Origin of the sequence: Psychrobacillus sp. NPDC096389 (genome assembly GCF_044762855.1) — a bacterium.
Taxonomy (GTDB): domain Bacteria; phylum Bacillota; class Bacilli; order Bacillales_A; family Planococcaceae; genus Psychrobacillus.
This window is the reverse complement of sequence record NZ_JBIWFB010000001.1, coordinates 825,058-846,664: the sequence shown is the minus strand read 5'-3', so window position 1 is coordinate 846,664 and position 21,607 is coordinate 825,058. Positions and strand designations below refer to the sequence as shown.

The following is a 21,607-nucleotide window of genomic DNA, read 5'->3' as shown; positions in this document are numbered from 1 at the left end:
CTCCTTTAGTCTTTCATCTTCGGATCAAATGCATCACGTAATCCATCACCAAGCAAGTTAAATGCAATCATTAATAAACTTAAAATAATCGATGGGAATAATAAAATATGTGGTTGGAAACGAATTACTTTATACCCATCGTTAATAAGTGTACCTAAAGACGCATCAGGAGCTTGAAGTCCTAATCCGATAAAGCTTAGAAATGCTTCAAAGAAAATCGCACTTGGGATAGTAAACATTGTATTAATAATAATTACCCCTAAAATATTCGGTAAAATATGTTTAGAAATTATGCGACCATTACTTGCACCTAAAGTACGGGATGCGAGTACAAATTCTTGGTTTTTAAATTTCAAGACTTGACCCCGAACAATACGCGACATACCAATCCATCCTGTGAGCGTAATCGCAATAATTATCGCCGTGACACCTGGTTCCATAAATAATAACATTAGGATAACGATAACTAATGTTGGGATACCATATAGAATTTCTACAATACGTTGCATCACATCATCGACACGACCACCGTAGAAACCAGAAATACCTCCGTAAGCAACACCAATTACCATATCGATTAATGCTGCCATAAAGGCAATTAACAATGAAATTTGAGTACCTTCCCATGCTCTTGAGAACATGTCACGTCCCAAACCATCCGTCCCAAACCAATAATACGTATCTACTTTTTTCATTTCATATAAATCTACTTCTTTACCTGCTAATGTACCAACACCATCGAATATTCCTAACTTCTCAAGTCCAGGAACTTTTGGAGGCAAGTTAGCATGTGTAATTGTTTGAGTTTCAGAATCATGCGGGCTAACCATCGGCCCTACAAATGCCATAATAATGATAAACAATAATATGAATATGCTTGCAATAGCGGCCTTGTTTTTACGAATTCGTAACCAAGCGTCTTGCCAAAAACTTAAAGACGGTTTCGTAATTCTTTCTGCTTGGCTACTATCGATATGAACTCTTTCAAAAGATTCAGCAGGTATTTTTTTTATATCCAAACTCATTATTTACTACCTCCTGATAAACGAATACGAGGATCAATTATTCCATAAAGGACGTCTACTACGAATATTATGACAATTAACAATACAGAGTAGAATAATGTTGTTCCCATAATAATGGAGAAGTCATTGGACATAATAGCTTTAACGAATTGTTCTCCGATACCCGGTATTGCAAAGATTTGTTCAATTACAAGTGAACCTGTAACTAAACCAGCAGCAAGCGGTCCTAAAACAGTGACAAGCGGGATTAATGCATTACGGAAAGCGTGCTTGAATGCAACTTCAAATCCGCTAGCCCCTTTAGATTTTGCTAAAGTAATATAATCCGAACTTAATACTTCAATCATTTCTGTACGGATAAATCGAGATGCTGTCGCAAGTGGTCCCATTGCTAATGCAATAGAAGGTAGTATGCTTGACATCCAACCATCTTTCCATAAACCTACAGGGAATAGACCCCATTCTACCGCTAACCAATATTGAAGCAATGTTGCAAAAACGAAAGATGGAATAGAAATACCAATGATAGCAATTAGTGTACTACCATAATCCCATACAGTATTCTGCCTTAACGCTGCAATCATACCTAACAAAATACCTATAGCAACACCCAGTATCAAACCTTGTGTTCCAATTAAAACAGATGGTCCTAAACGATTCATGATTAGTTCCGTTACACTAGCATTTTTGAACTGGAATGAGTTACCTAAGTCACCTTTTGCCAAGTTGAGCATGTATTTTGCATACTGCACAGGAACTGGTTCATCTAATCCATATTTCGCTTCCACCATCGCAAGTTGTGAAGGGGTAAGTTTTGGAGCAGAGCTAATCGGGGATCCTGGAAGCGCCTTCATTAAGAAAAACGTTGCTGACGCGATCAGGAAAAGGGTAATAAACATATAAACGATACGTCGAATCATATATTTTGTCATCTTTGCACCTCCTAAATAATATTTTCCTATAATTTTTAAAACTCTACTAGTATATATAAACAGATAAACTCCGTAGTTGTCAAAACTAAAATTAAAAATAAAATATTTCGTGAATTCTGATTCATTTAAAAAGAGAGTATATGGCCCCGAACGGATACCATATACTCTCAAACTATGTGATTTTAAACATTCACTAAATTAGTTTTTACCTTCGATATAAGCCCACTTGTAGCTATAGTCTCCACCGAATGGGTGAGCAACGATACCTTTAACATATGGTTTTTGAAGGAACATTAATCCACGTTGGTAAATTGGTCCGATACCGTAATCTTCGTCAATAAGAAGTTTTTCAGCATCAGCAAGTGCTTGCCAACGAGCTTCTGGATCAAGAGCTAATTCATTAGCAGCTGAGTTTACTAGTTTGTCATATTCTGGGTTAGAATAAGACATTTTGTTGTTTCCGCCACCAGTTAACCATAAGTTCATGAATGTATAAGGATCTTGATAGTCAGGTCCCCATCCAGCAATTTGCATATCGTAATCTTGATTTGTGTCAAGATCTAGACGTACGTTAAATGGTACTTCTTTTAGTTTAACTGTTAAACCTGGTAGATTTGTTTGTAATTGATTTGCTAGGTATTCACCCATTTTTTTAGCTGCTTCTGTATCACCATTTAAAATTTCGATAGTTAATTCAGAAACGCCTAGTTCAGATAATCCTTTTTCAAATGCAGCTTTTGCTTCTTCTACATTGAATTCAGCCATGTCACCGTTTACGTCACGGAAATCATTTGCATCAGCATCGAAAGTAAAGTCTTTTGGAATTAAGTAGTTAGCTGGTACAGAACCGTTAGCTAAAACTACATCTACTAAATCTTGTTTATTGAAAGCTTTTGACATTGCTTCACGAATATTTACATTAGCAAGTGGTGTTTTTTCTCCAAGACGCTCTTGGTTGTATTTGAAATAGAATACAGATGTTTCTGATTCAGTGATTAGTTCTGGATCAGCAGCATATTGCATTGCGAACTCACCAGAAAGCCCAGCACGGTCTTTTTGACCTTCAGAATACAAGTTTACAGCTGTACCTGGTTCTTTAACAACATCATAGTTAATTTCAGTTAATTTTACAGTGTCTTTATCCCAGTACTCTTCATTTTTAAGAAGTTGCCAAGATAATCCTGTTCCGTCCCAGTTAGCAAGTGTAAATGGTCCGTTGTATAAAAGTGCTTCAGAATTTTTTGCATAGTTTGCACCTTGCGCTGTAACGAATTCTTCACTTTGTGGTAAGAATGTTCCAAATGACATAAGTGATAAGAAATAAGGAATTGGTTTTTCAAGTGTTACTTCTAATGTTTTTTCATCTAGAGCTTTAACACCTAGTTCAGTGTACTCTACAGAACCTTCCATAATTTCAGTAGCATTTTTAATAACGCCATCCATCATGTATGGACCATACTCAGAAGCAGTATCTGGGTTCATCGCACGTTTCCACGCAAATTCAAAATCATTAGCAGTTACCGGAGAACCATCTGACCAGTTAGCATCACGTAATGTGAATGTGTAAACTAATCCATCTTCAGAAACTGTTGGTTCACCTTCAGATAATGCTGGTTCAGCAACGTTATCTTGATTTAAACGGTATAAACCTTCGTTTACGTTATTCAGAAGGTCAAAACCTACTGCATCCGTAACAAGTGCAGAGTCCATTGTTGGAATCTCAGCAGTCATGATTAAGTTAAGAACTTGTTCCTCGTCAGTTGCTACTTCTTCTGTTGTTGCGTCTGTCTCTTCTTTTTCTGTAGATGTTTCTGTGCTTTCTTCTTTATCGCCGCCACATGCAGCCAAGAAAAGAGCAACAACTAACATTAGGCCTAAAAGCCAAGCAAACTTGCTATTCTTCAAAAGAATAACCCCCTTTAAATATTCAGAAAAATTCATTACAATAATCATTATACATTTTCCTAGAAACTTGTACAGGTTTTTCGATTATTTTTTTACAATTCAGTAACAAAATCATTACATTGTCCTAACAATTAGGAATCTTTGGTAGTTAATTTGTTCATTTCTGACATTTTGAATTGTCTAATTTTTGATTATTTTAAGTGAATCTTTTATAATTTATTTCGTCGAGGTGAATTATGAAGAAAACAATTATTAGTTTTTTAGTCTTACAGCTTATTATTTTTGTACTAATGTTTTTCACAAATGGGTCTTTCACGCTTACTTCATATATAAATTTGTCCTTTTATGTTGGAGGTTCTATTACATTTATCGGGCTCATGACGTATGTAGTTGCTGGTGGGTTTTTCGATATTTTTGTGACAAGCACACGAAAAGTGTTTTCTCCTAAACATATGAAAAAAACCGCAAATGATATGAGGTTGCCATCCGAGGTTTTTTCTTTTCCATATAAGCCGATTGTCACTTTAGGCTTGTCTTGTTTAGTTTGTATGGGCATTGCCCTAGTTGCTTTTTATGCTTGATTTTTGTGTTTCTTCTATAATATAATTAGCGAAACAAAATAGTTAAGCTATGACGAAGAAAAGTACATTTAATACAGTATGAAAAGAGAGTCTGTGGTTGGTGCAAACAGACCATACTATAAATGGAATGGGCTTCTGAGCAGTGTATGTGAACTTGTAGTAGCATAGACCGTGTCCTTCACGTTAAGAAGAAGAGTGGCTAATTATTATTTTAGCAAGCTGGGTGGTACCACGGATTTTACATCATTCGTCCCTTTTTTAGGGATGCATGATGTTTTTTTATTTTATCGAGGAGGAAAAAACATGAAGAAAATTTTTTCAGGAGTTCAGCCAACAGGAATTATTACGTTAGGAAACTATATCGGTGCGTTTAGACAGTTTACCGCATTACAAGACGATTATGATTGCGTATTTTGCATTGTTGATCAACATGCTATCACCGTTCCACAGGACCCCGAAGAACTACGCGGGCATATTCGTTCCCTTGCAGCATTGTATATTGCAGTAGGAATTGACCCGAATAAGTCTACATTATTTATACAATCTGAAGTCCCTGCGCATGCACAGGCCGGATGGATTATGCAATGTATTTCCTATATCGGTGAATTAGAAAGAATGACGCAATTTAAAGACAAATCGACAGGAAAAGAAGCAGTATCAGCAGCGTTATTAACATATCCACCATTAATGGCAGCGGATATCCTTCTATATCAATCGGATATCGTACCTGTTGGCGACGACCAAAAACAACATGTGGAGTTAACACGTGACTTAGCAGAACGATTCAATAAAAAATACGGGGAAGTACTGACAATTCCTGATATCCAACTTCCCAAGAACGGTGCACGTATTAAATCATTACAAGACCCATTGAAAAAAATGAGTAAATCCGATCCAAATAAAAAAGCAACAATCCGCCTACTCGATACACCTAAGGAAATTGAAAAGAAAATAAAAAGTTCTGTAACAGATTCTGAAGGCATTGTTGCATATGATCTTGAAAACAAACCAGGCGTTTCAAATCTCCTTACAATAGAAGCAGCTCTGACTGACGTATCAATAGAAGCACTTGTACAAAAGTATGAAGGCAAAGGTTATGGAGATTTTAAAGCGTCTGTGGCACAAGTTATCATCGATCATTTAGCTCCAATTCAAGCGAGATATGAAGAATTATTAAATTCATCTGAGCTAGATGACATCTTAGATCTTGGAGCAGAAAAAGCAAATGCTTTAGCAAATGCGACACTTGCTAAGATGGAAGCCGCAATGGGCCTCGGAAGAAGACGATAATCGTTAAAACTAAAAGCGATCCACATAGCATCATAAATTCTTTTGACTGGAGCATGTACATCAGTACAGAATTCAACGAATAACCTAAAGATAAAAAGTTTAAGAATAAAACTAAGTGGGAGCAACTAATAACTGCTATCCCATAACTGATTAAAAACAATACCATTCTCATATGTATCACATCCTTCTTAAACAATATGAAAAACCGTTCCTAAACTTTCGTCTAGGAACGGTTTTTTTATTTATTATTTTGTAGATTTTACTCCTGTATCAGCTACTAGCTCAATCTCGTGTAACTCAGTTGGGTTAGCATAGTCAATATTGTAGTTTTTCACACGTTTATTAACTGGTACTAACTCATAACGATACATTGTTGGAATAACTGGCGCTTGCTCAGCCATATATTCTTGCCATGCACGGAATTCTTTTGCACGGTAATCAGCATCAAATGATTCTGGAGAGTCAATATTTGTTAGCGTTTGCTCTAAGAAATCAGAAGAGTAACGGCTAAAGTTATATTGAGCTGTTTTCGAGTAAAGACCTGCTGGAGATGGGTTTGTTCCTGTACCCCATGCAGCCATGAAAATATCGATTTCTGGATCATCTGCTTCAATTTTATCATAGAAGCTGTTGAATTCGATTGTACGGCCTGTTGTTAATGTTACATTTAAGCCTACATCTTTCCAGTTTTGTAAATAGAATTGTGTAATATCTTCTGCGATATCATCACCTGACATTGTCGCAAATTTAATCTCAAAAGGTTTCCCTTCTTTGTCTTCACGGATTCCATCGCCATCTACATCTTTGAAACCAGCTTCTTCTAATAATGCAGCTGCTTTGTCTGGATCATACGTATATCCTTCTAAAGATGCATCATAGAAAGATGCAAATACCGGAGGAATTAATGAGTTTGCACGTTCACGTAAGTTATTATAGAAAACTTCCGCAACTTGCTCTACGTCTAAAGCATAGCCCATCGCTTGACGTAGTTTTACGTCTCCCATTTTAGAATTTTCTAAGTCAGTTACAACTAAACTATTATCGTAATCGTATTTACCTAATTTGAATCCTAAGTAAGCATAGTAAAGTTCTTGTCGACCTAATATTTCGATATTATCAAAGTCTTTTACTTCTTCCATTTTAGAAGCACTGAAACTTGAAGCAATATCATATTCACCTTGTTGCATTGCTACTGAAATGGAGCTTGTTGGTACAACTTTTACTAGAACGCCATCTAATTTTGGTTGACCTTTCCAGTAGTGTTCGTTTGCTACTAATTGAACAGATTCACCTGGTACGATTTTATCAAACTTGAACGCACCTAAAGTAACTGGGCTTTTACGAACTGCATCTGATTCTACTAAATCCGCAACTGGAATATCTTTAATAATATGACTTGGCTCTGCATATGTCCAAATTCCATCTCCACCACTGAAGATTGCTGGAGATAATTTATTGAATGAAATTTCTAATGTTGTTTCATCCACTTTTTTAAGACCTGAAATTGTATCAGCAGCACCATCATGGTATTCAACAGCACCAATAATATTTTGGAAATCAGAATCATAACGAACACCTGTGTAGTCTTTGTGACCAATAATTAAATAAGGTTGGATTAAGTCTTCGATTTTTAACGGTTCTCCGTCAGACCATTTTACACCTTCACGAATTTTTACTAATACTTTATTGTTTTCTTGATCTACTTCCATACTTGCAATACCTTCATCTGTTATTAAGAAATCTCCATCAGTTTCGAAAAGTGAGTTTGTTGCATATGCTAAGATGTCTGCATCATAAGCATCTTCATACAATACATAAGAGAAAATTCCTTGGAATGGCTCATCTTTTGCCATTGCAACTTTTAAAGTACCACCTGAAATAGCTTCACCGTCGTTTTCAACGGATAATGGGAATAATGCGTCCGATTCTTCTGCAACTGGTTCTTCTGCCTCTTCTTCTGTACCTTCTTCTCCACCATCATCTGTAGTAGCATCTTCTGTTTTTGTTCCCTCATCTGTACCAGTAGATTCTTCTCCATCACTGTTACAAGCAGCTAGTACAAGCATAAATGCTAGTAACAATGCTAGTAATCCCCAAAGCTTCTTACTCATTTCTTTTCCTCCTTTTTACTCTCTTTTTCATATATATATCAAACGCGAATCCGTTTAATACCAAAAAAAGTTAACCTAAACGCTGCTTAGCATCTGCCGAACGGCGCAATGCCTGCCCTACATAGTTAATCCCTAACATCATTAACAAGATAAAGATTGACGCTGGTAACCATACCCACCACTTATCTTGCAGTACAAGTGGGTTATTTGCATAGCTTATTAATGTACCTAAACTAGGGGTTTGAGGTGGTAAACCGAATCCAAGATAAGATAGACCCGTTTCAATCCCCACATTCCCTGCAAAGTTTAATGTCATCTCGACGATTAAAATTGAACTTAAATTGGGCATAATTTCTTTGAATATGATCAATATACCCGGTGTGCCCATCGTCTTAGAAGCATTGACATAATCCCGTCTGCTTTCGGACAATGCTTTACTACGTACAAGTCGGGCAGTACTAGTCCAAAGAAATAAACTCATGATGAATATAAAAATAGTAACTGTATATTTTGGTACGACTGTTACAAATACGATAATAATCATTAAAGAAGGAATCGTGATAAAAAAGTCGATAATACGCATAAACATATTATCAATCCATCCCCCAAAATAACCACAAACTAAGCCGACAATAATACCAAAAACACCGGTAATTAACGTGATCGCGATAGCAATACTAATGGAGTTTTTAGCACCAATTACTAACTGTCCAAGAATATCTTTCCCACCTTGATCGGCTCCTAAAAAGAACTTATCTCCTGGCGGTGCATATTTATCTCGTAAACTAACACGCATCAATGCATCTTGGTCAATAAACCATGCCCATATAAAAACCCCTACAATTACAATTACTAAAGAAATCAGTGAGAACATGGCCAGTTTATCTTTACTAAACTCTCTGAAAATAACTTGCATACCCGTTGGAGGAGAGTTAGTTTTTACTTTTTTACTATCAATTGTTGCTTCTTTCCCCATATTTATGCACCTCTCCTTAACATTTAGTTCGCCTATTCTATCCTAATTCTTGGGTCAACGATACTCATGATGATATCGGACAGTAGACTACCTAATAACGCTAAGAAGCCATACAACATAACAAGCGCGGTAATCACACTGTAGTCACGTGATGAAAGGGACGATATAAATAATTGCCCCATCCCCGGATAACCGAAAATTGTTTCGATGAAAATGGATCCACCTAGTAACCCAGTAATTGTAAACCCTAAGAAAGCTGCAATTGGGAGTAATGAATTTCTAAAAATATGACGTGAATACACTTTTCTAACAGGAATTCCTTTACTTCGTGCAGTTCGCACATAATCCATCGATTTTGCGTCAATAATTTCAGAACGTAGGTACTGAATGACACCAGTAGTACCTAATACAGCTGTGGTGATTGCTGGTAACAGCATGTGGTATAACTTACTCCACAAGTAACCAGATGTACCTGCATCATATTTAATATCAACACTACCTACTGTTGGAAACCAGTGAAGTTGGTAACCAAAAATGTATAAGAAAATTAATGCCAAAACGAATGTCGGAATAGCATATGTGACGAAGCTGTATAATACGATTGTTTTTTCTAAAAATGTATCTTGATACCGCCCTGCTAAAACACCAAGTGGAATGGCGATTAAATATAACAAGATGACACTTACTAACGATAACCAAAATGTATTTAACGCTCGCTCTCCGATTAAAGTAGATACTTGTATTTTATATGTGTAACTTTTTCCAAAATCCCCTTGTGCAGCATTTCCAATCCAGTTTACATATTGCACATACCATGGATCATTCAAGCCAGCCTTTTCACGGAGCTCCTCAATTCGTGCCGGATCCGTGTCTGGAGTAATCATTCCTGTAAATGGGTCTCCTGGCATTGCTTTAGCCATAATAAAGATTAATAAACTTAGAACAAATAATTGCGGAATCATGATTAATACTCGTCTAACAATTGTCTTCCACATGTTAAATGCCCCCTTTCTCGCGAGCACTTATTGCTACAAAATGTGTAGTGGATAATTGTTTTAAATCATGTACTTTTCCGTTTTCATCAAAGTAATTTTTATGATTTGTAGCATAGCTTGCTTCTACTTCGATTCTTTCCTTTTTTCGCTCTTTTCGATCTATTGGATTCACATCCGGAATTGCCGATAATAATCGTTTCGTGTATATATGTTGTGGATTCGTATATATATCTTGACGGCTCCCCGATTCAACAAAACGTCCTTTATACATGATCGATATATGATCACACATATGCTTCACTACCCCTAAATCATGCGAGATAAATAAATAGCTTAGTCCTAATTCTTGCTGAATATCTTTCATGAAGTTTAGTACTTGCGCTTGAACGGATAGATCTAGTGCGGAAACTGGCTCATCCGCAATAATAAGCTTTGGATTACAAGCGATTGCTCGGGCAATCCCAATTCGTTGTTTTTGTCCTCCTGAGAACTCATGCGGATATTTCAATTTGGCATCTTCATTCATCCCTACAATTGCGAGCAATTCATTTATCCTACGTTTTTCCTCATCTGGAGAAAGTTTCAAAAAATTTCGAATCGGCTCAGCAATAATATCTTTTACTCTTTTACGAGGATTCAAACTAGAATGTGCATCTTGGAAAATCATTTGTATATCTCGATTATAGGAAGATCCACGTCCTCTTCGATTATGTGTCACGTTTTTTCCTTCGTATATGATACTTCCTGAAGTGATTTTTTCTAAGCCAATAATCGATTTACCAGTCGTCGATTTTCCACATCCCGACTCACCAACTAAGCCATATGCTTTTCCCTTTTCAAATTCCAGCGAGATTCCATCTACTGCAGTTACTTGGTCAACTACTGTATTGAAAAAGCCTCCACGAATTGGATAATATACTTTTAAGTCATTTATTTGCATAAAACTCATCTTGCAATTCCTCCTTCTTCACTTTCAAAATGAAAGTGTTGCCAGCAAGTACATCTAACTAGATGACCTGGAGAAACTTCGTGCATCGTTGGATTTTCTTCATGCATCGCTTCTGTAATCCATGGGATACGTGCTGAAAATCTGCAACCTGTTCTTGGCAAGTTTATTAAAGATGGAACAATTCCTTGAATTACTTGTAGTTTCTCATTCTCGCTATTCATTTGTGGTATCGAGTTGAACAGAGAACGTGTATATGGATGCAAGGGGTTTGCGAATAATTCCTCTACTGGTGCCTCTTCTATAATTTGCCCTGCATACATAACGGCAACTCGGTCTGCCACTTCTGCTACTACTCCTAAGTCATGTGTTATTAAAACAATTCCAGCTCCGGTTTCTGCTTGCAAATCTTTTAATAAATCTAATATTTGAGCTTGTATTGTTACATCGAGTGCTGTAGTTGGTTCGTCAGCGATAATTATATTTGGTTTACATGAAAGGGCAATTGCAATAATGACCCGTTGTCGCATTCCCCCTGATAATTGATGAGGAAACTGTTTCGCGATACGTGCTGGATTGGAAATTCCAACTTGATTGAGAAGCTCTAAAACGCGTTTATCTCGTTCTCCTTTAGACATTTTTGTATGGAATGCTAAACTCTCTTCAATTTGATCACCAATTCGCATAAGCGGATTCAAGGCAGAAAGTGGATCTTGGAAAATCATTCCGATTTCTTCACCGCGGACTTCGTTAAACTTTTCTTCATCCAACTTTGCGAGATTTTTTCCTTTATAAATGATTTCTCCCTCTACTCTCGTCTTGTTATGATCATGAAGACCAATGATAGAAGTCGCGAGTGTGGACTTCCCACATCCAGATTCGCCTACAATAGCAAGTATTTCGTTTTTCTTTAGTGAAATTGATACGCCATCGACTGCGTCATAATATGTATCCTTTATCCGAAAACCAGTATGTAAGTTATTGATCGTTAAAAGTTTCTCTGTGTTGTTCAAAGTATTTCTCCTTTCATGCCATCGATCATTTTACCCAAACATTGGAAATTACTAAGCTATTAAATTGTTTCACTTTTCAGTTTTGTTACCTTAATTACAAAGTCTATTACAATCTCTTTACAATCGCAATATTATTTTTTGACTGTTTCCTTTATTTACTCTTTTTAGAAAATTAGTAATTAGGTGAAAACATAGTATTTTCAACGGTTTTTGCCATTATAAACTAACTAAAAAAATTTTTCATAAAATGAATGGGACATCATTTTTCGACATATTATTTCACTAAAATATCCACCAATGCGCTAAAACACTACTAAACTAGCACTTCAACTTAATAAAATATTTTACATACTAAAAAGCACTTCCAAATTTTTACTTGGAAATGCTTTGAGGTGTTTTTGAATAATGATTAACCATTTTATTCCAGTTATATTCTTTAATGTCGTAGAGTTTTCACAGCCGCTAACGCGTACGTTATGAAGGCTCATTTTTCTCACAGAAGAACAAAGGCTGAGAACTCCACGTCGTGTGGCAATGCCTTCCTGCAGAGAAAATCAACAAAAATTGTTTACTTGCTCAGTATTGACTTGCTTAAAATAAATCCTCCTACAATTTTCCGACTGTATTAATCCAATAAATGGCTTAGGGCAACAAATCCTTCAATGAAAGCAACTAAATTCTTAAAACAATAAGTTTACTTGAGATGAAACGGCGGTGACTGAGATTTATTTTGGTCAATATTGTACATATATAAATAATAATTATTTTCCAATCATAAAAGGCCGATGCTTTACCATATGACGCATTATCTCAGTAATTAGTGAAAATTAGAAAAATTTTATTAAATAAATAAAGAAAGGGCGCTAGCAATGCTTAGCGCCCTTTCTCCTATATGTTTTTATATTTTTTTAAATAAAATACTTGCGTTATGTCCGCCAAATCCGAGTGAATTACTCATTGCGTATTCAAGGTTTGCTGATCTCGCAACATTTGGCACATAATCTAAATCACATTCTGGATCAGGTGTTTCTAAATTGATCGTTGGTGGCAAAATGCCCTCTTTTAATGCAAGCACCGTAAAGATTGCTTCTACTCCACCAGCCGCTCCTAATAAGTGACCTGTCATTGATTTAGTAGAACTCATCGCTAGATTATATGCATGCTCTGCAAAAACAGATTTCACAGCCATTGTTTCAAATTGGTCATTATATGGCGTACTTGTTCCGTGTGCATTAATATAACCGACTTGCTCAGGTTGAACATCTGCATCTTCTAATGCTTGTTGCATCGCACGTGCAGCCCCTTCTCCACCAGGAGCTGGTGCTGTAATATGATGAGCATCCCCAGTAGAGCCATATCCAATAATTTCGGCGTAAATTTTCGCTCCACGAGCAACAGCATGCTCATATTCTTCCAAAATAATAATTCCTGCGCCTTCACCTATGACAAATCCATCACGATTTGCATCAAATGGTCTAGATGCTGTATGAGGATCTGTATTCAATGATAGTGCAGTGCTAGAGCAGAATCCTGCTACAGACATGTGGGTGATCGGTGATTCCGCTCCCCCTGTAATCATCACATCTGCATCTCCACGTTCAATTACTTTAAATGCATCCCCAATGGAGTTTGTGCCAGATGCACATGCAGTCACCGAACATGAATTGATTGCTTTTGCTCCGAAATGAATAGATACTTGACCAGCAGCCATATCTGGAATCATCATTGGTACAAAAAATGGACTAACACGACGTGCGCCTTTTTCTAAAAATGTACGGAACTGATTTTCATATGTTTCCATTCCACCAATACCAGAACCGATCCATACACCTGTTCGAAGACCTACCTCTTCCGTAATTGTCAAATTAGCATCTTCCACAGCCATAATAGAAGCTGCAAGTGCATAATGCGTGAAGCGGTCCATTTTACGCGCTTCTTTTCTCTCAATATATTTCTCTATATCAAAGTCTTTTACTTCCGCTGCAACTTTTGCTGCGAATTGACTTGCATCAAGTCTTGTCAACATACCTACGCCTGACTTACCTTCTTTAATACTAGACCAAGTTGTCTCTATATCATTGCCAAGTGGTGTAACAGCACCTATTCCTGTTACTACAACTCTTCGTTTCGTCATGCATATTCATCCTTTCGTAATTCAATGTTTATCTTCCCCATTTTAAGGTAATGGCACCCCAAGTTAAGCCACCGCCAAAGCCAACCATAACAAGGATATCATCGTCTTTTACTTTGCCGTTGTCTACTTCTTCTTTTAAAGAAAGTGGAATGGACGCCGATGAAGTGTTCCCATACTTATGAATGGTTTTAGACATTTTTTCTGTTGGTAATCCTAATCTTTCTCTAGAAGCGTCCATAATACGAATATTCGCTTGATGCGGGATTAACATATCTATATCTTCTTTGGAAAGTCCTGCTTTTTCAATTACGTTGACAGCAGATTCACCCATTTGTCTCACAGCAAATTTGAATACTTCTCGACCGTTCATCGCTAAATGAGCACCATCTTGGTATAAATGTTTGCCGCCACTTCCATCTGCACCTAGTTCAAATGATAAAATTCCACGACCTTCTGAAACTTTACTTACTACCGCAGCTCCTGCTCCATCACCGAATAATACTGCAGTATTACGGTCTTCCCAATCTGTGATTTTCGAAAGCTTTTCTACACCTACGACAAGTACATGTGAATAAGTATCCGATTCCACAAATTGCTTTGCAGTAACTAATCCGTACATAAATCCAGCACAAGCCGCTGAAACATCCATTGCCGCAGCATTGGTTGCACCTAAACGATCTTGTAACATGGAGGAAACACTTGGAAACGGTGTATCCGGTGTTACCGTTGCTACAAGGATAAGTCCTATTTGTTCAGGTGAAATTCCTGCATCTTTAATCGCTTCTTTAGCAGCTTCAAACGCTAAATCAGATGTATCTTGGTCATCCCCTGCTATTCTTCTTTCTTCTATGCCAGTTCTCGTACGTATCCATTCGTCTGATGTATCTACCATTTTTTCAAGGTCTTCATTTGTCAATACTTTTTCAGGTGAGTATGTTCCTAACCCAATAATTCCTGCATTCATGAAAGTTCCCCTTTTCTTATAATCTATTATTAGTACCTGGTAATAATAATAACGAATTTATGTACAATTTTCAACAACAGAGTTTCCTTCTTTAAATATTCTTTTGCAAAGCCTTTTGTTATGGTATGATACAATTAGTAAAAATTAGTTCCTGAGGTGAAATTATATGAAATACATTATGACATTAGTATGGTCGGTTATTTTAGTTTCCATGTTAAATTATGTAGTAAGTTCTGTACAAGCAGTTCCTTTTGTATTTGAAAACGGGCTAATTATGTCTGTACCTGTTGCTATTATGATTTTTATCATTGCTGCAATCATTCCTAACGATCCACTTCCAAAAGAACAACACTAAAAAACAGCTCCCGGTATTGGGAGCTGTTTTATTTTTAAAAATTACCGCGTGCTAGGAGGTATCTTGCGACTCTCGACACCTATCTTGCAATTCGTGATGAGTATCTTGTGATTTACATATCCTATTTTGCGATTTTCCTACTTAATAAGTAATTCCCCATCTTCTATCGTAGCAACTACGGTTCCACCTGGAAGTACGGTTCCGCCGATCAACAGCTTGGCCACCGCTGTTTCTAGATGGCGTTGGATAAATCGTTTCAATGGTCTTGCACCAAATGCAGCGTCTGTACCTTCTTCTACAATCCACTTAATAACCGAATCTTCCACTTGTAGCTTAATTTCTTGCTCAAGCAAACGATTTTCTAACTGTTTTACATATTTCTCTGCAATTTTTTCAAAATGATGTGTAGTCAGGGAATGGAACATTATAATATCATCCATCCGATTTAGTAACTCGGGTTTGAAATGCTCTCTTAAGGAAGCCATTACCAATGCCTCTTCCTCTTCACCTACGATTCCTGTTGTATTAGCTAAATATTGTGAGCCAATATTGGAAGTTAAAATAACAATCGTATTAGTAAAGTTTACGATTCGCCCTTGACTATCCGTAATTCGGCCATCATCCATCAATTGCAATAAAATATTCGCAACATCTGGATGTGCTTTCTCCATCTCGTCCAGTAGAACAACCGAGTATGGATTTCTACGCACTGCTTCGGTTAATTGACCGCCTTCTTCGTAGCCAATATAGCCAGGAGGAGCACCAACTAGTCGAGAAACACTATGTTTTTCCATATACTCCGACATATCAATGCGGATAAAATGTTCTTCTGAGTCAAATAAATTGGCCGCTAGCGATTTCGCAAGTTCCGTTTTTCCAACACCAGTTGGACCTAAAAATAAGAAGGAACCAATTGGTTTATGCGGATCTTTGATGCCGGCTCTTGCACGCCAAACAGCTTCAGTAACTAATTGCACCGCTTTATCCTGACCAACCACTCTTTCTCCAAGCGTTACATTTAAACGGAGCAGCTTTTCACGTTCCCCTTCTACAAGCTTCGTCACTGGAATTCCTGTCCATCTGGAAACAATTGAAGCAATTTCTTCTGCTGTTACTTCTTCTCGTAATAATCTATTGCTTGAGTCTTCATTCACTTGTTCCTCATAAGCATGCAATTCTTTTTCTAATGTTGGAATTTTACCGTGGCGCAGTTCTGCGGCTTTATTTAAATCGTATTTATTCTCCGCTTCTTCCAGCTCTCTACGATAACGGTCTAATTCTTCGCGTTTTTGTTGAATTACTTGAATGGTTTCTTTTTCTTCTGTCCATTTAGTTCGCATTTCGCTAGAAGACTGTTCTAGTTCTTTTAAGTCTTCACGTAATATTTCTAGGCGTTTTTGACTTGCAGCGTCCTTTTCCTTCATAAGTGCTTGTTCTTCAATTTGCAATTGCATCATTTTTCTCGTTACTTCATCTAATTCTTGTGGCATCGAATCAATTTCTGTTCGAATCATTGCGCACGCTTCGTCTACAAGGTCAATAGCTTTATCTGGCAAAAAGCGTTCCGTAATATATCGATTCGATAGTTCTGCCGCTGCTACAATTGCACGGTCATGGATGCGCACTCCATGATGCAATTCAAAACGTTCTTTTAATCCGCGTAAAATAGAAACTGTATCTTCTACAGAAGGTTCGCGAACTAAAACTTGTTGGAATCGTCTTTCGAGCGCTGGGTCTTTTTCAATATACATACGGTATTCATCTAATGTCGTTGCTCCGATACAATGCAGTTCTCCACGAGCAAGCATCGGCTTTAACATATTGCCTGCATCCATTGCACCATCCGTTTTACCCGCCCCTACAATCGTATGAATTTCGTCGATAAATAAAATAATTTGTCCTTCGCTATCTTTTACTTGCTTCAAGACAGCTTGCAAACGCTCTTCAAATTCCCCGCGGTATTTTGCCCCTGCTATAAGGGAACTCATATCAAGCTCATAAATTTCTTTTTCTTTTAAACCTTCTGGTACGTCTTTTCGAACAATTCGCTGTGCTAATCCTTCTACTATTGCTGTTTTACCTACACCTGGTTCACCGATCAACACTGGATTATTTTTTGTTTTTCTAGATAAAATTCGTATAACGTCTCTGATTTCTTGGTCTCGCCCAATAACCGGATCCATTTTTCCTTCTTTAACTGCGGTAACTAGGTTACGTCCGTACGTTTCTAAAGGTGTTTTTTCATCTTGTTGTTTCATTTGCATAACCAAACATCTCCTTTTTGAAATTGTTTGACCTTCTTTGACTAACGTAATTATAATATTATTACGTAGAATTTGTAAAGAAAACTGATTTTCTAGGGTGGATATATGTACAAATATGGTATTATGTCGATATAGAAGGAAAGGTTGTGATATTTTTGAGCGAGGATACTTCTTCTTTATTTGGGATTTATACATTATTTGAACAATACGGTTCCATTCTGAAGGTTGGAAAAAATAAGCCAGTTTTTGAGGAGGGTGAACGTTCAGAGGATGTCTACCTTATCCAGTCAGGTTCGGTTCGTATTAGTAAAGATACAGAAAGTGGGCAAGTTTTAACGATTCGAATTGCTGGCCCTAATACGTTTATTGGCGAAACTTCTGTCTTTTGCGAAGTGAATTATCATTCCGTTTCAGCACATACAAATGATGTAGTTCATGTCATCGCATTACCTCAAAATCAACTGGAAAAACACCTGTCCTCTTCTCCACAGTTAATGATGGAATGGATGAAAATTATTCAAACACATAATTTGAAAAATGAAACCCGCTTCCGTGATTTATTATTACATGGAAAAAAAGGGGCACTCTATTCAACATTAATACGTTTGACGAATACGTACGGCATTAAGCAAGCAGATGGTAGTATAATAATCGATTATTCTTTGACCAATCAAGAATTGGCGAACTTTTGTGCGACGAGTCGGGAAGTAGTCAATCGAATGCTGAATGATTTGAAAAAAAACGGAATCATTTCTTTTGATAAAGGAATTATTACAGTCCATGATTTGCAATTCTTACGTAGGGAAATAGAATGTGACAATTGTCCATTGCATATTTGTCGCATCGATTAATAAATGCATTCTTCATAGTTTTGCATATGAAGTTTGCTTTTTTTTAGGGAAGGATTGCTCCCACCGCCATTTAATTGCCCATTGACGCTTGTTTTCCCCAAATATGTTCTTTTCAAACTAACTTACTTGTACAATAGGTTGCTTCCATCACAATTGGTTGCTCTTCGCCATTTACTTCCAAAGTCAAAGTAATTATAACAACATAAAAAAAGCGCAAGGTAATCTATAAGAGGATTGCCTTGCGCTTTTTCTACTTATCTAATACCAAGAGCGATTTTTGCGTATCTTGACATATTTTCTTTTGACCATGGTGGATTGAAGACGATGTTTACTTCTGTTTCTGTTACTTCTGGTAATTCGCCAAGTGCAGTTTTCACTTGATCTACAATCATTGGTCCCATTGGGCAACCGATGGAAGTTAGCGTCATTGTTACGTTTGCCGTACCTTCCTCTGTTAAATCTACATCATATACTAAACCTAAATTAACAATATCAATGCCTAACTCAGGGTCAATAACATTTTCGAGTGCAGCCATCATGCTGTCTTTCATATCTTGATCCATTTAAAATCCTCCTTTATCGCTTTCATTCATCATAACAATCATAACAAACAAGCTTACTTATGCCAAACTGTTTGCAAGCCATTTCGTTGCGGCTAACATTCCTTTGCGCGATACGGCATGTCCTGCTGATTTTTCTTTGATGAATTCGATGGATTGATTTTCATATTCTTCTTCAATTGTTTGGATAAACCCGGCGGTAGGTGCAAAAGGTACAACCTGATCCTTTTCGCCGTGCCAGAAAAACAGCGGCTTGTCTTTTAGTTTTTCCATTTGGTTTGTAGCGTCGAACTTAGCTAAAGTGTTGAGCATATTTCTTCTTTCTTCCGCATCTAATGGTATTTGAAAGCCTTTTTGTTCGATTTGTTGCATTTGTGCTTTTGCCAGCTCCACAAACCCGGGAGTTCCCATTAAAATAACTGCAGCATCTATCCAAGAATAAGCGGTTAAGCAACCAAGGGTGGTGATACCCCCCATGGAAGTACCTGCAATGCCGATTTTTTGATTTGTTAGATAGCCGCGGTTTACTAGTTCTTCTTTTAAAATGCCTACTTCTTCTATTGAAGTTAATACCGTTTCCCAAAAACGTAAACTGATCTCGACTTGGTCTAATTGTTCATCTCGTTCCCCGTGTAAATGGGCATCCGGTAAAATGACACGACATCCTTCGTGTACTAGTTGATAAGCATAATGGAGATTATGTTCTTTTGCACTTTCAAAACCGTGTAGAAAAAGAACGATTGGTGCATTATTTTGTATTTCCTCATGATAAATATGTAATAATGGAATGTTTCTCCATGTTTCTTGTTGGACAATCATTTACTTTCCCCACCTTTTTGATTATATTATTATTCTAACAAAGCATTTTAAAATTTACAAAAAGCTTAATCTATACATTTTGACCTTCTTCTGTGAACACGATACACTTTATATAAGAATAGAAGGGAGTTTTTCAATTGCAACGTCATTTAATCGTACTAGATTTAGATGGAACTTTATTGACAGACGAAAAGGTAATTTCAAACAAGACGAAAAATACACTTCTTCAAGCGAAAGAAGAAGGGCATGAAGTCATGATAGCAACTGGAAGACCATATCGATCGAGTGAAATGTATTATAAAGAGCTCGGTTTAACTACTCCAATTGTCAATTTCAATGGAGCATTTGTACATCACCCTATGAATACTTCCTGGCAAACTGTACATACCCCAATCGAATTGAAAGTTGTAAAAGAAGTGGTGGAAGCTGTCGAGGAATACTCTATAAAAAATATGCTTGCTGAAGTGCTCGATGATGTCTATCTTCATTATCATGATGAACAAATGATGTCTGCATTTGCATTAGGGAATCCAAGCATTACGACTGGTGATTTACGTACGATCTTACAAAAAGATCCTACAAGTTTACTTATCCATGCAGAAGAAGATTCGGTTGATTTAGTGCGCAAGCATTTACGAGATGTACATGCAGAAGTAATCGACCATCGCAGATGGGGTGCACCATGGGACGTAATAGAAATTGTTCGCCATGGTTTGAACAAAGCAGTTGGTCTCTCTCATGTTTCCTCTTATTTAAACATACCGAAAGAACGAATCATAGCATTTGGGGATGAAGACAATGATTTGGAAATGATTGAGTATGCGGGAGTTGGGGTTGCAATGGGGAATGCGATTAAACCATTACAAAACATCGCAAATGAAATCACGAAAACGAACAATGAAGACGGTATTGCCGATTTCTTGATAGAGCGATTAAAGTTAAAACAAAGTAGCGTTTTAGGGGGATAAAAGATGAAATTATTTGCAGATAGTGCCAGTGATTTACCTAAATCATTTTATGAATCACATCAAGTAGAACTATTTCCACTGCGAGTCCATATCGGGGAACAAGAATACGATGATGTTATTGGAATTGATTCCAAACAAGTGTATGAAGAGATCCGGAAAGGAGCCCACCCTAAAACTTCGCAAGCTTCACCAGAAAACTTTTTACGTGTGTTTGAGGAATTAGCGAAGTCGGAAGAAGTAGGTTTGTATATCGCCTTCTCTTCTGCACTTTCTGGAACATATAGTACGGCAGTTATGATGCGTGAACAGGTAATGGAAACGTATCCCGATTTAAAGCTAACGATTATTGATTCCAAATGTGCATCTCTAGGTTATGGACTGCTAGTAAAAGAGGCAGCCCGTTATAAAGAACAAGGATGGGATTTACAGACGATCGAAGAAAAAATCAGATTTCAAGCCGAGCATATGGAGCACCTCTTCACAGTGGAAGATTTAGATTATTTAGCACAAGGTGGGAGAGTTTCCAAAGCAAGTGCTTTTATCGGCGGTTTGCTTAATATTAAGCCCCTTCTCCATGTAGAAGATGGGAAACTAGTGCCTATCGAAAAAATTCGTGGGCGTAAGAAAGTGATCAAGCGCATGATAGAAGTGATGGAAGAACGTGGCGAACGTTTAGACGAGCAAATTGTTGCAATTAGCCACGGTGACGATGAAGAAACAGCGCTTGCTTTAAAACAAATGATTGAAGAAAAGTTTCAACCGAAAAGCATTGAAATTTATATGATTGGTTCCACAATTGCTGCGCATACGGGACCAGGCACGTTGGCATTATTCTTTTTAAATAAATTAGATTAAGAGATTGATTGTATAAAAAAACAGCTACCTATGTCCAAAGCAAATGGACGTAGGTAGCTGTTT

19 protein-coding genes and 1 other annotated feature are annotated in these 21,607 nt (G+C 37.1%); of the genes, 6 read left to right on the top strand and 13 right to left on the bottom strand.

The window, feature by feature from the left end; all coding sequences use genetic code 11:
- Nucleotides 1-5 precede the first annotated feature (5 nt).
- The 3 genes from opp3C to ACIQ38_RS03930 all read right to left on the bottom strand — a co-directional run bounded on the left by opp3C (nucleotide 6) and on the right by ACIQ38_RS03930 (nucleotide 3,862).
- Nucleotides 6-1,025, bottom strand: coding sequence for an oligopeptide ABC transporter permease (gene opp3C / locus ACIQ38_RS03940; protein ID WP_402818272.1), 1,020 nt, complete (start codon nucleotides 1,023-1,025; stop codon nucleotides 6-8).
- Nucleotides 1,025-1,957 (bottom strand): oligopeptide ABC transporter permease, encoded by a 933-nt coding sequence (gene opp3b, locus ACIQ38_RS03935; protein WP_402818269.1) that lies wholly within the window; start codon nucleotides 1,955-1,957, stop codon nucleotides 1,025-1,027. Before opp3b ends, opp3C begins: the two co-directional genes overlap by 1 nt.
- 198 nt (nucleotides 1,958-2,155) lie before the next feature.
- Nucleotides 2,156-3,862, bottom strand: coding sequence for a peptide ABC transporter substrate-binding protein (locus tag ACIQ38_RS03930; protein WP_402818266.1), 1,707 nt, complete (start codon nucleotides 3,860-3,862; stop codon nucleotides 2,156-2,158).
- 236 nt (nucleotides 3,863-4,098) lie between these two features.
- Between ACIQ38_RS03930 and ACIQ38_RS03925 the strand changes: the two genes are divergently transcribed.
- Both ACIQ38_RS03925 and trpS read left to right on the top strand, forming a co-directional pair.
- A complete protein-coding gene (locus tag ACIQ38_RS03925; protein WP_402818264.1) occupies nucleotides 4,099-4,443 on the top strand; it encodes a DUF3899 domain-containing protein in 345 nt (114 codons plus the stop codon).
- A 40-nt stretch (nucleotides 4,444-4,483) separates the two neighbouring features.
- Nucleotides 4,484-4,701, top strand: a binding site (T-box leader).
- Nucleotides 4,702-4,746: 45 nt separating this feature from the next.
- A complete protein-coding gene (gene trpS / locus ACIQ38_RS03920; RefSeq protein ID WP_402818262.1) occupies nucleotides 4,747-5,733 on the top strand; it encodes a tryptophan--tRNA ligase in 987 nt (328 codons plus the stop codon).
- Nucleotides 5,734-5,978: 245 nt separating this feature from the next.
- On the opposite strand, the gene ACIQ38_RS03915 is transcribed toward trpS, so the two are convergent.
- The 7 genes from ACIQ38_RS03915 to ACIQ38_RS03885 all read right to left on the bottom strand — a co-directional run bounded on the left by ACIQ38_RS03915 (nucleotide 5,979) and on the right by ACIQ38_RS03885 (nucleotide 14,872).
- Nucleotides 5,979-7,844, bottom strand: a complete 1,866-nt coding sequence (locus ACIQ38_RS03915) for an oligopeptide ABC transporter substrate-binding protein (RefSeq protein ID WP_402818260.1) — start codon at nucleotides 7,842-7,844, stop codon at nucleotides 5,979-5,981.
- Between the two features lie 70 nt (nucleotides 7,845-7,914).
- Nucleotides 7,915-8,820 (bottom strand): ABC transporter permease, encoded by a 906-nt coding sequence (locus ACIQ38_RS03910; RefSeq protein ID WP_402818256.1) that lies wholly within the window; start codon nucleotides 8,818-8,820, stop codon nucleotides 7,915-7,917.
- 32 nt (nucleotides 8,821-8,852) lie between these two features.
- Nucleotides 8,853-9,815, bottom strand: coding sequence for an oligopeptide ABC transporter permease (opp4B, locus tag ACIQ38_RS03905; RefSeq protein ID WP_402818253.1), 963 nt, complete (start codon nucleotides 9,813-9,815; stop codon nucleotides 8,853-8,855).
- 1 nt (nucleotide 9,816) lies between these two features.
- The gene (locus ACIQ38_RS03900; RefSeq protein WP_402818250.1) at nucleotides 9,817-10,764 is read right to left on the bottom strand and encodes an ABC transporter ATP-binding protein; all 948 of its coding nucleotides are present in this window, start codon (nucleotides 10,762-10,764) and stop codon (nucleotides 9,817-9,819) included.
- Nucleotides 10,761-11,774 carry an ABC transporter ATP-binding protein gene (locus ACIQ38_RS03895; protein WP_402818247.1) on the bottom strand — a complete coding sequence of 338 codons (1,014 nt, stop codon included), beginning with the start codon at nucleotides 11,772-11,774 and terminating at the stop codon, nucleotides 10,761-10,763. Before ACIQ38_RS03895 ends, ACIQ38_RS03900 begins: the two co-directional genes overlap by 4 nt.
- An 898-nt stretch (nucleotides 11,775-12,672) precedes the next feature.
- On the bottom strand, nucleotides 12,673-13,908 hold the full coding sequence (fabF, locus tag ACIQ38_RS03890; RefSeq protein ID WP_402818244.1) for a beta-ketoacyl-ACP synthase II: 1,236 nt from the start codon (nucleotides 13,906-13,908) through the stop codon (nucleotides 12,673-12,675).
- Nucleotides 13,909-13,936: 28 nt separating this feature from the next.
- Nucleotides 13,937-14,872, bottom strand: coding sequence for a beta-ketoacyl-ACP synthase III (locus tag ACIQ38_RS03885; RefSeq protein ID WP_402818241.1), 936 nt, complete (start codon nucleotides 14,870-14,872; stop codon nucleotides 13,937-13,939).
- A 166-nt stretch (nucleotides 14,873-15,038) separates the two neighbouring features.
- On the opposite strand from ACIQ38_RS03885, the gene ACIQ38_RS03880 reads away from it, so the two are divergent.
- Nucleotides 15,039-15,227, top strand: a complete 189-nt coding sequence (locus ACIQ38_RS03880) for a YjzD family protein (protein ID WP_402818238.1) — start codon at nucleotides 15,039-15,041, stop codon at nucleotides 15,225-15,227.
- Nucleotides 15,228-15,364: 137 nt separating this feature from the next.
- On the opposite strand, the gene ACIQ38_RS03875 is transcribed toward ACIQ38_RS03880, so the two are convergent.
- On the bottom strand, nucleotides 15,365-17,491 hold the full coding sequence (locus ACIQ38_RS03875; protein WP_402818234.1) for an ATP-dependent Clp protease ATP-binding subunit: 2,127 nt from the start codon (nucleotides 17,489-17,491) through the stop codon (nucleotides 15,365-15,367).
- Nucleotides 17,492-17,640: 149 nt separating this feature from the next.
- Here ACIQ38_RS03875 and ACIQ38_RS03870 point away from each other — a divergent pair, with 149 nt between their 5' ends.
- The gene (locus ACIQ38_RS03870) at nucleotides 17,641-18,342 is read left to right on the top strand and encodes a Crp/Fnr family transcriptional regulator (RefSeq protein WP_402819599.1); all 702 of its coding nucleotides are present in this window, start codon (nucleotides 17,641-17,643) and stop codon (nucleotides 18,340-18,342) included.
- 254 nt (nucleotides 18,343-18,596) lie between these two features.
- On the opposite strand, the gene ACIQ38_RS03865 is transcribed toward ACIQ38_RS03870, so the two are convergent.
- Together ACIQ38_RS03865 and ACIQ38_RS03860 are read right to left on the bottom strand one after the other, a co-directional pair.
- Nucleotides 18,597-18,905, bottom strand: coding sequence for a metal-sulfur cluster assembly factor (locus ACIQ38_RS03865; RefSeq protein WP_402818231.1), 309 nt, complete (start codon nucleotides 18,903-18,905; stop codon nucleotides 18,597-18,599).
- A gap of 57 nt (nucleotides 18,906-18,962) precedes the next feature.
- Nucleotides 18,963-19,721: a prolyl oligopeptidase family serine peptidase gene (locus ACIQ38_RS03860; RefSeq protein WP_402818228.1), complete on the bottom strand. Its 759-nt coding sequence runs from the start codon at nucleotides 19,719-19,721 to the stop codon at nucleotides 18,963-18,965.
- Nucleotides 19,722-19,858: 137 nt separating this feature from the next.
- On the opposite strand from ACIQ38_RS03860, the gene ACIQ38_RS03855 reads away from it, so the two are divergent.
- Complete coding sequence (locus tag ACIQ38_RS03855; protein WP_402818225.1) at nucleotides 19,859-20,689, top strand: Cof-type HAD-IIB family hydrolase; 831 nt, start codon at nucleotides 19,859-19,861, stop codon at nucleotides 20,687-20,689.
- Between the two features lie 3 nt (nucleotides 20,690-20,692).
- Nucleotides 20,693-21,544: a DegV family protein gene (locus tag ACIQ38_RS03850; RefSeq protein ID WP_402818222.1), complete on the top strand. Its 852-nt coding sequence runs from the start codon at nucleotides 20,693-20,695 to the stop codon at nucleotides 21,542-21,544.
- Nucleotides 21,545-21,607: the final 63 nt, after the last annotated feature.

Excerpts from the sequence above, each read along its gene's own strand:
- ACIQ38_RS03925 (WP_402818264.1), top strand. The coding sequence starts at position 4,099 with ATGAAGAAAACAATTATTAGTTTTTTAGTCTTACAGCTTATTATTTTT.
- trpS (WP_402818262.1), top strand. The coding sequence starts at position 4,747 with ATGAAGAAAATTTTTTCAGGAGTTCAGCCAACAGGAATTATTACGTTA.
- ACIQ38_RS03915 (WP_402818260.1), bottom strand. The coding sequence starts at position 7,844 with ATGAGTAAGAAGCTTTGGGGATTACTAGCATTGTTACTAGCATTTATG.
- ACIQ38_RS03865 (WP_402818231.1), bottom strand. The coding sequence starts at position 18,905 with ATGGATCAAGATATGAAAGACAGCATGATGGCTGCACTCGAAAATGTT.
- ACIQ38_RS03860 (WP_402818228.1), bottom strand. The coding sequence starts at position 19,721 with ATGATTGTCCAACAAGAAACATGGAGAAACATTCCATTATTACATATT.
- ACIQ38_RS03880 (WP_402818238.1), top strand. The coding sequence starts at position 15,039 with ATGAAATACATTATGACATTAGTATGGTCGGTTATTTTAGTTTCCATG.
- opp4B (WP_402818253.1), bottom strand. The coding sequence starts at position 9,815 with ATGTGGAAGACAATTGTTAGACGAGTATTAATCATGATTCCGCAATTA.
- ACIQ38_RS03900 (WP_402818250.1), bottom strand. The coding sequence starts at position 10,764 with ATGAGTTTTATGCAAATAAATGACTTAAAAGTATATTATCCAATTCGT.
- ACIQ38_RS03885 (WP_402818241.1), bottom strand. The coding sequence starts at position 14,872 with ATGAATGCAGGAATTATTGGGTTAGGAACATACTCACCTGAAAAAGTA.
- ACIQ38_RS03850 (WP_402818222.1), top strand. The coding sequence starts at position 20,693 with ATGAAATTATTTGCAGATAGTGCCAGTGATTTACCTAAATCATTTTAT.
- opp3b (WP_402818269.1), bottom strand. The coding sequence starts at position 1,957 with ATGACAAAATATATGATTCGACGTATCGTTTATATGTTTATTACCCTT.
- ACIQ38_RS03910 (WP_402818256.1), bottom strand. The coding sequence starts at position 8,820 with ATGGGGAAAGAAGCAACAATTGATAGTAAAAAAGTAAAAACTAACTCT.
- fabF (WP_402818244.1), bottom strand. The coding sequence starts at position 13,908 with ATGACGAAACGAAGAGTTGTAGTAACAGGAATAGGTGCTGTTACACCA.
- opp3C (WP_402818272.1), bottom strand. The coding sequence starts at position 1,025 with ATGAGTTTGGATATAAAAAAAATACCTGCTGAATCTTTTGAAAGAGTT.
- ACIQ38_RS03875 (WP_402818234.1), bottom strand. The coding sequence starts at position 17,491 with ATGCAAATGAAACAACAAGATGAAAAAACACCTTTAGAAACGTACGGA.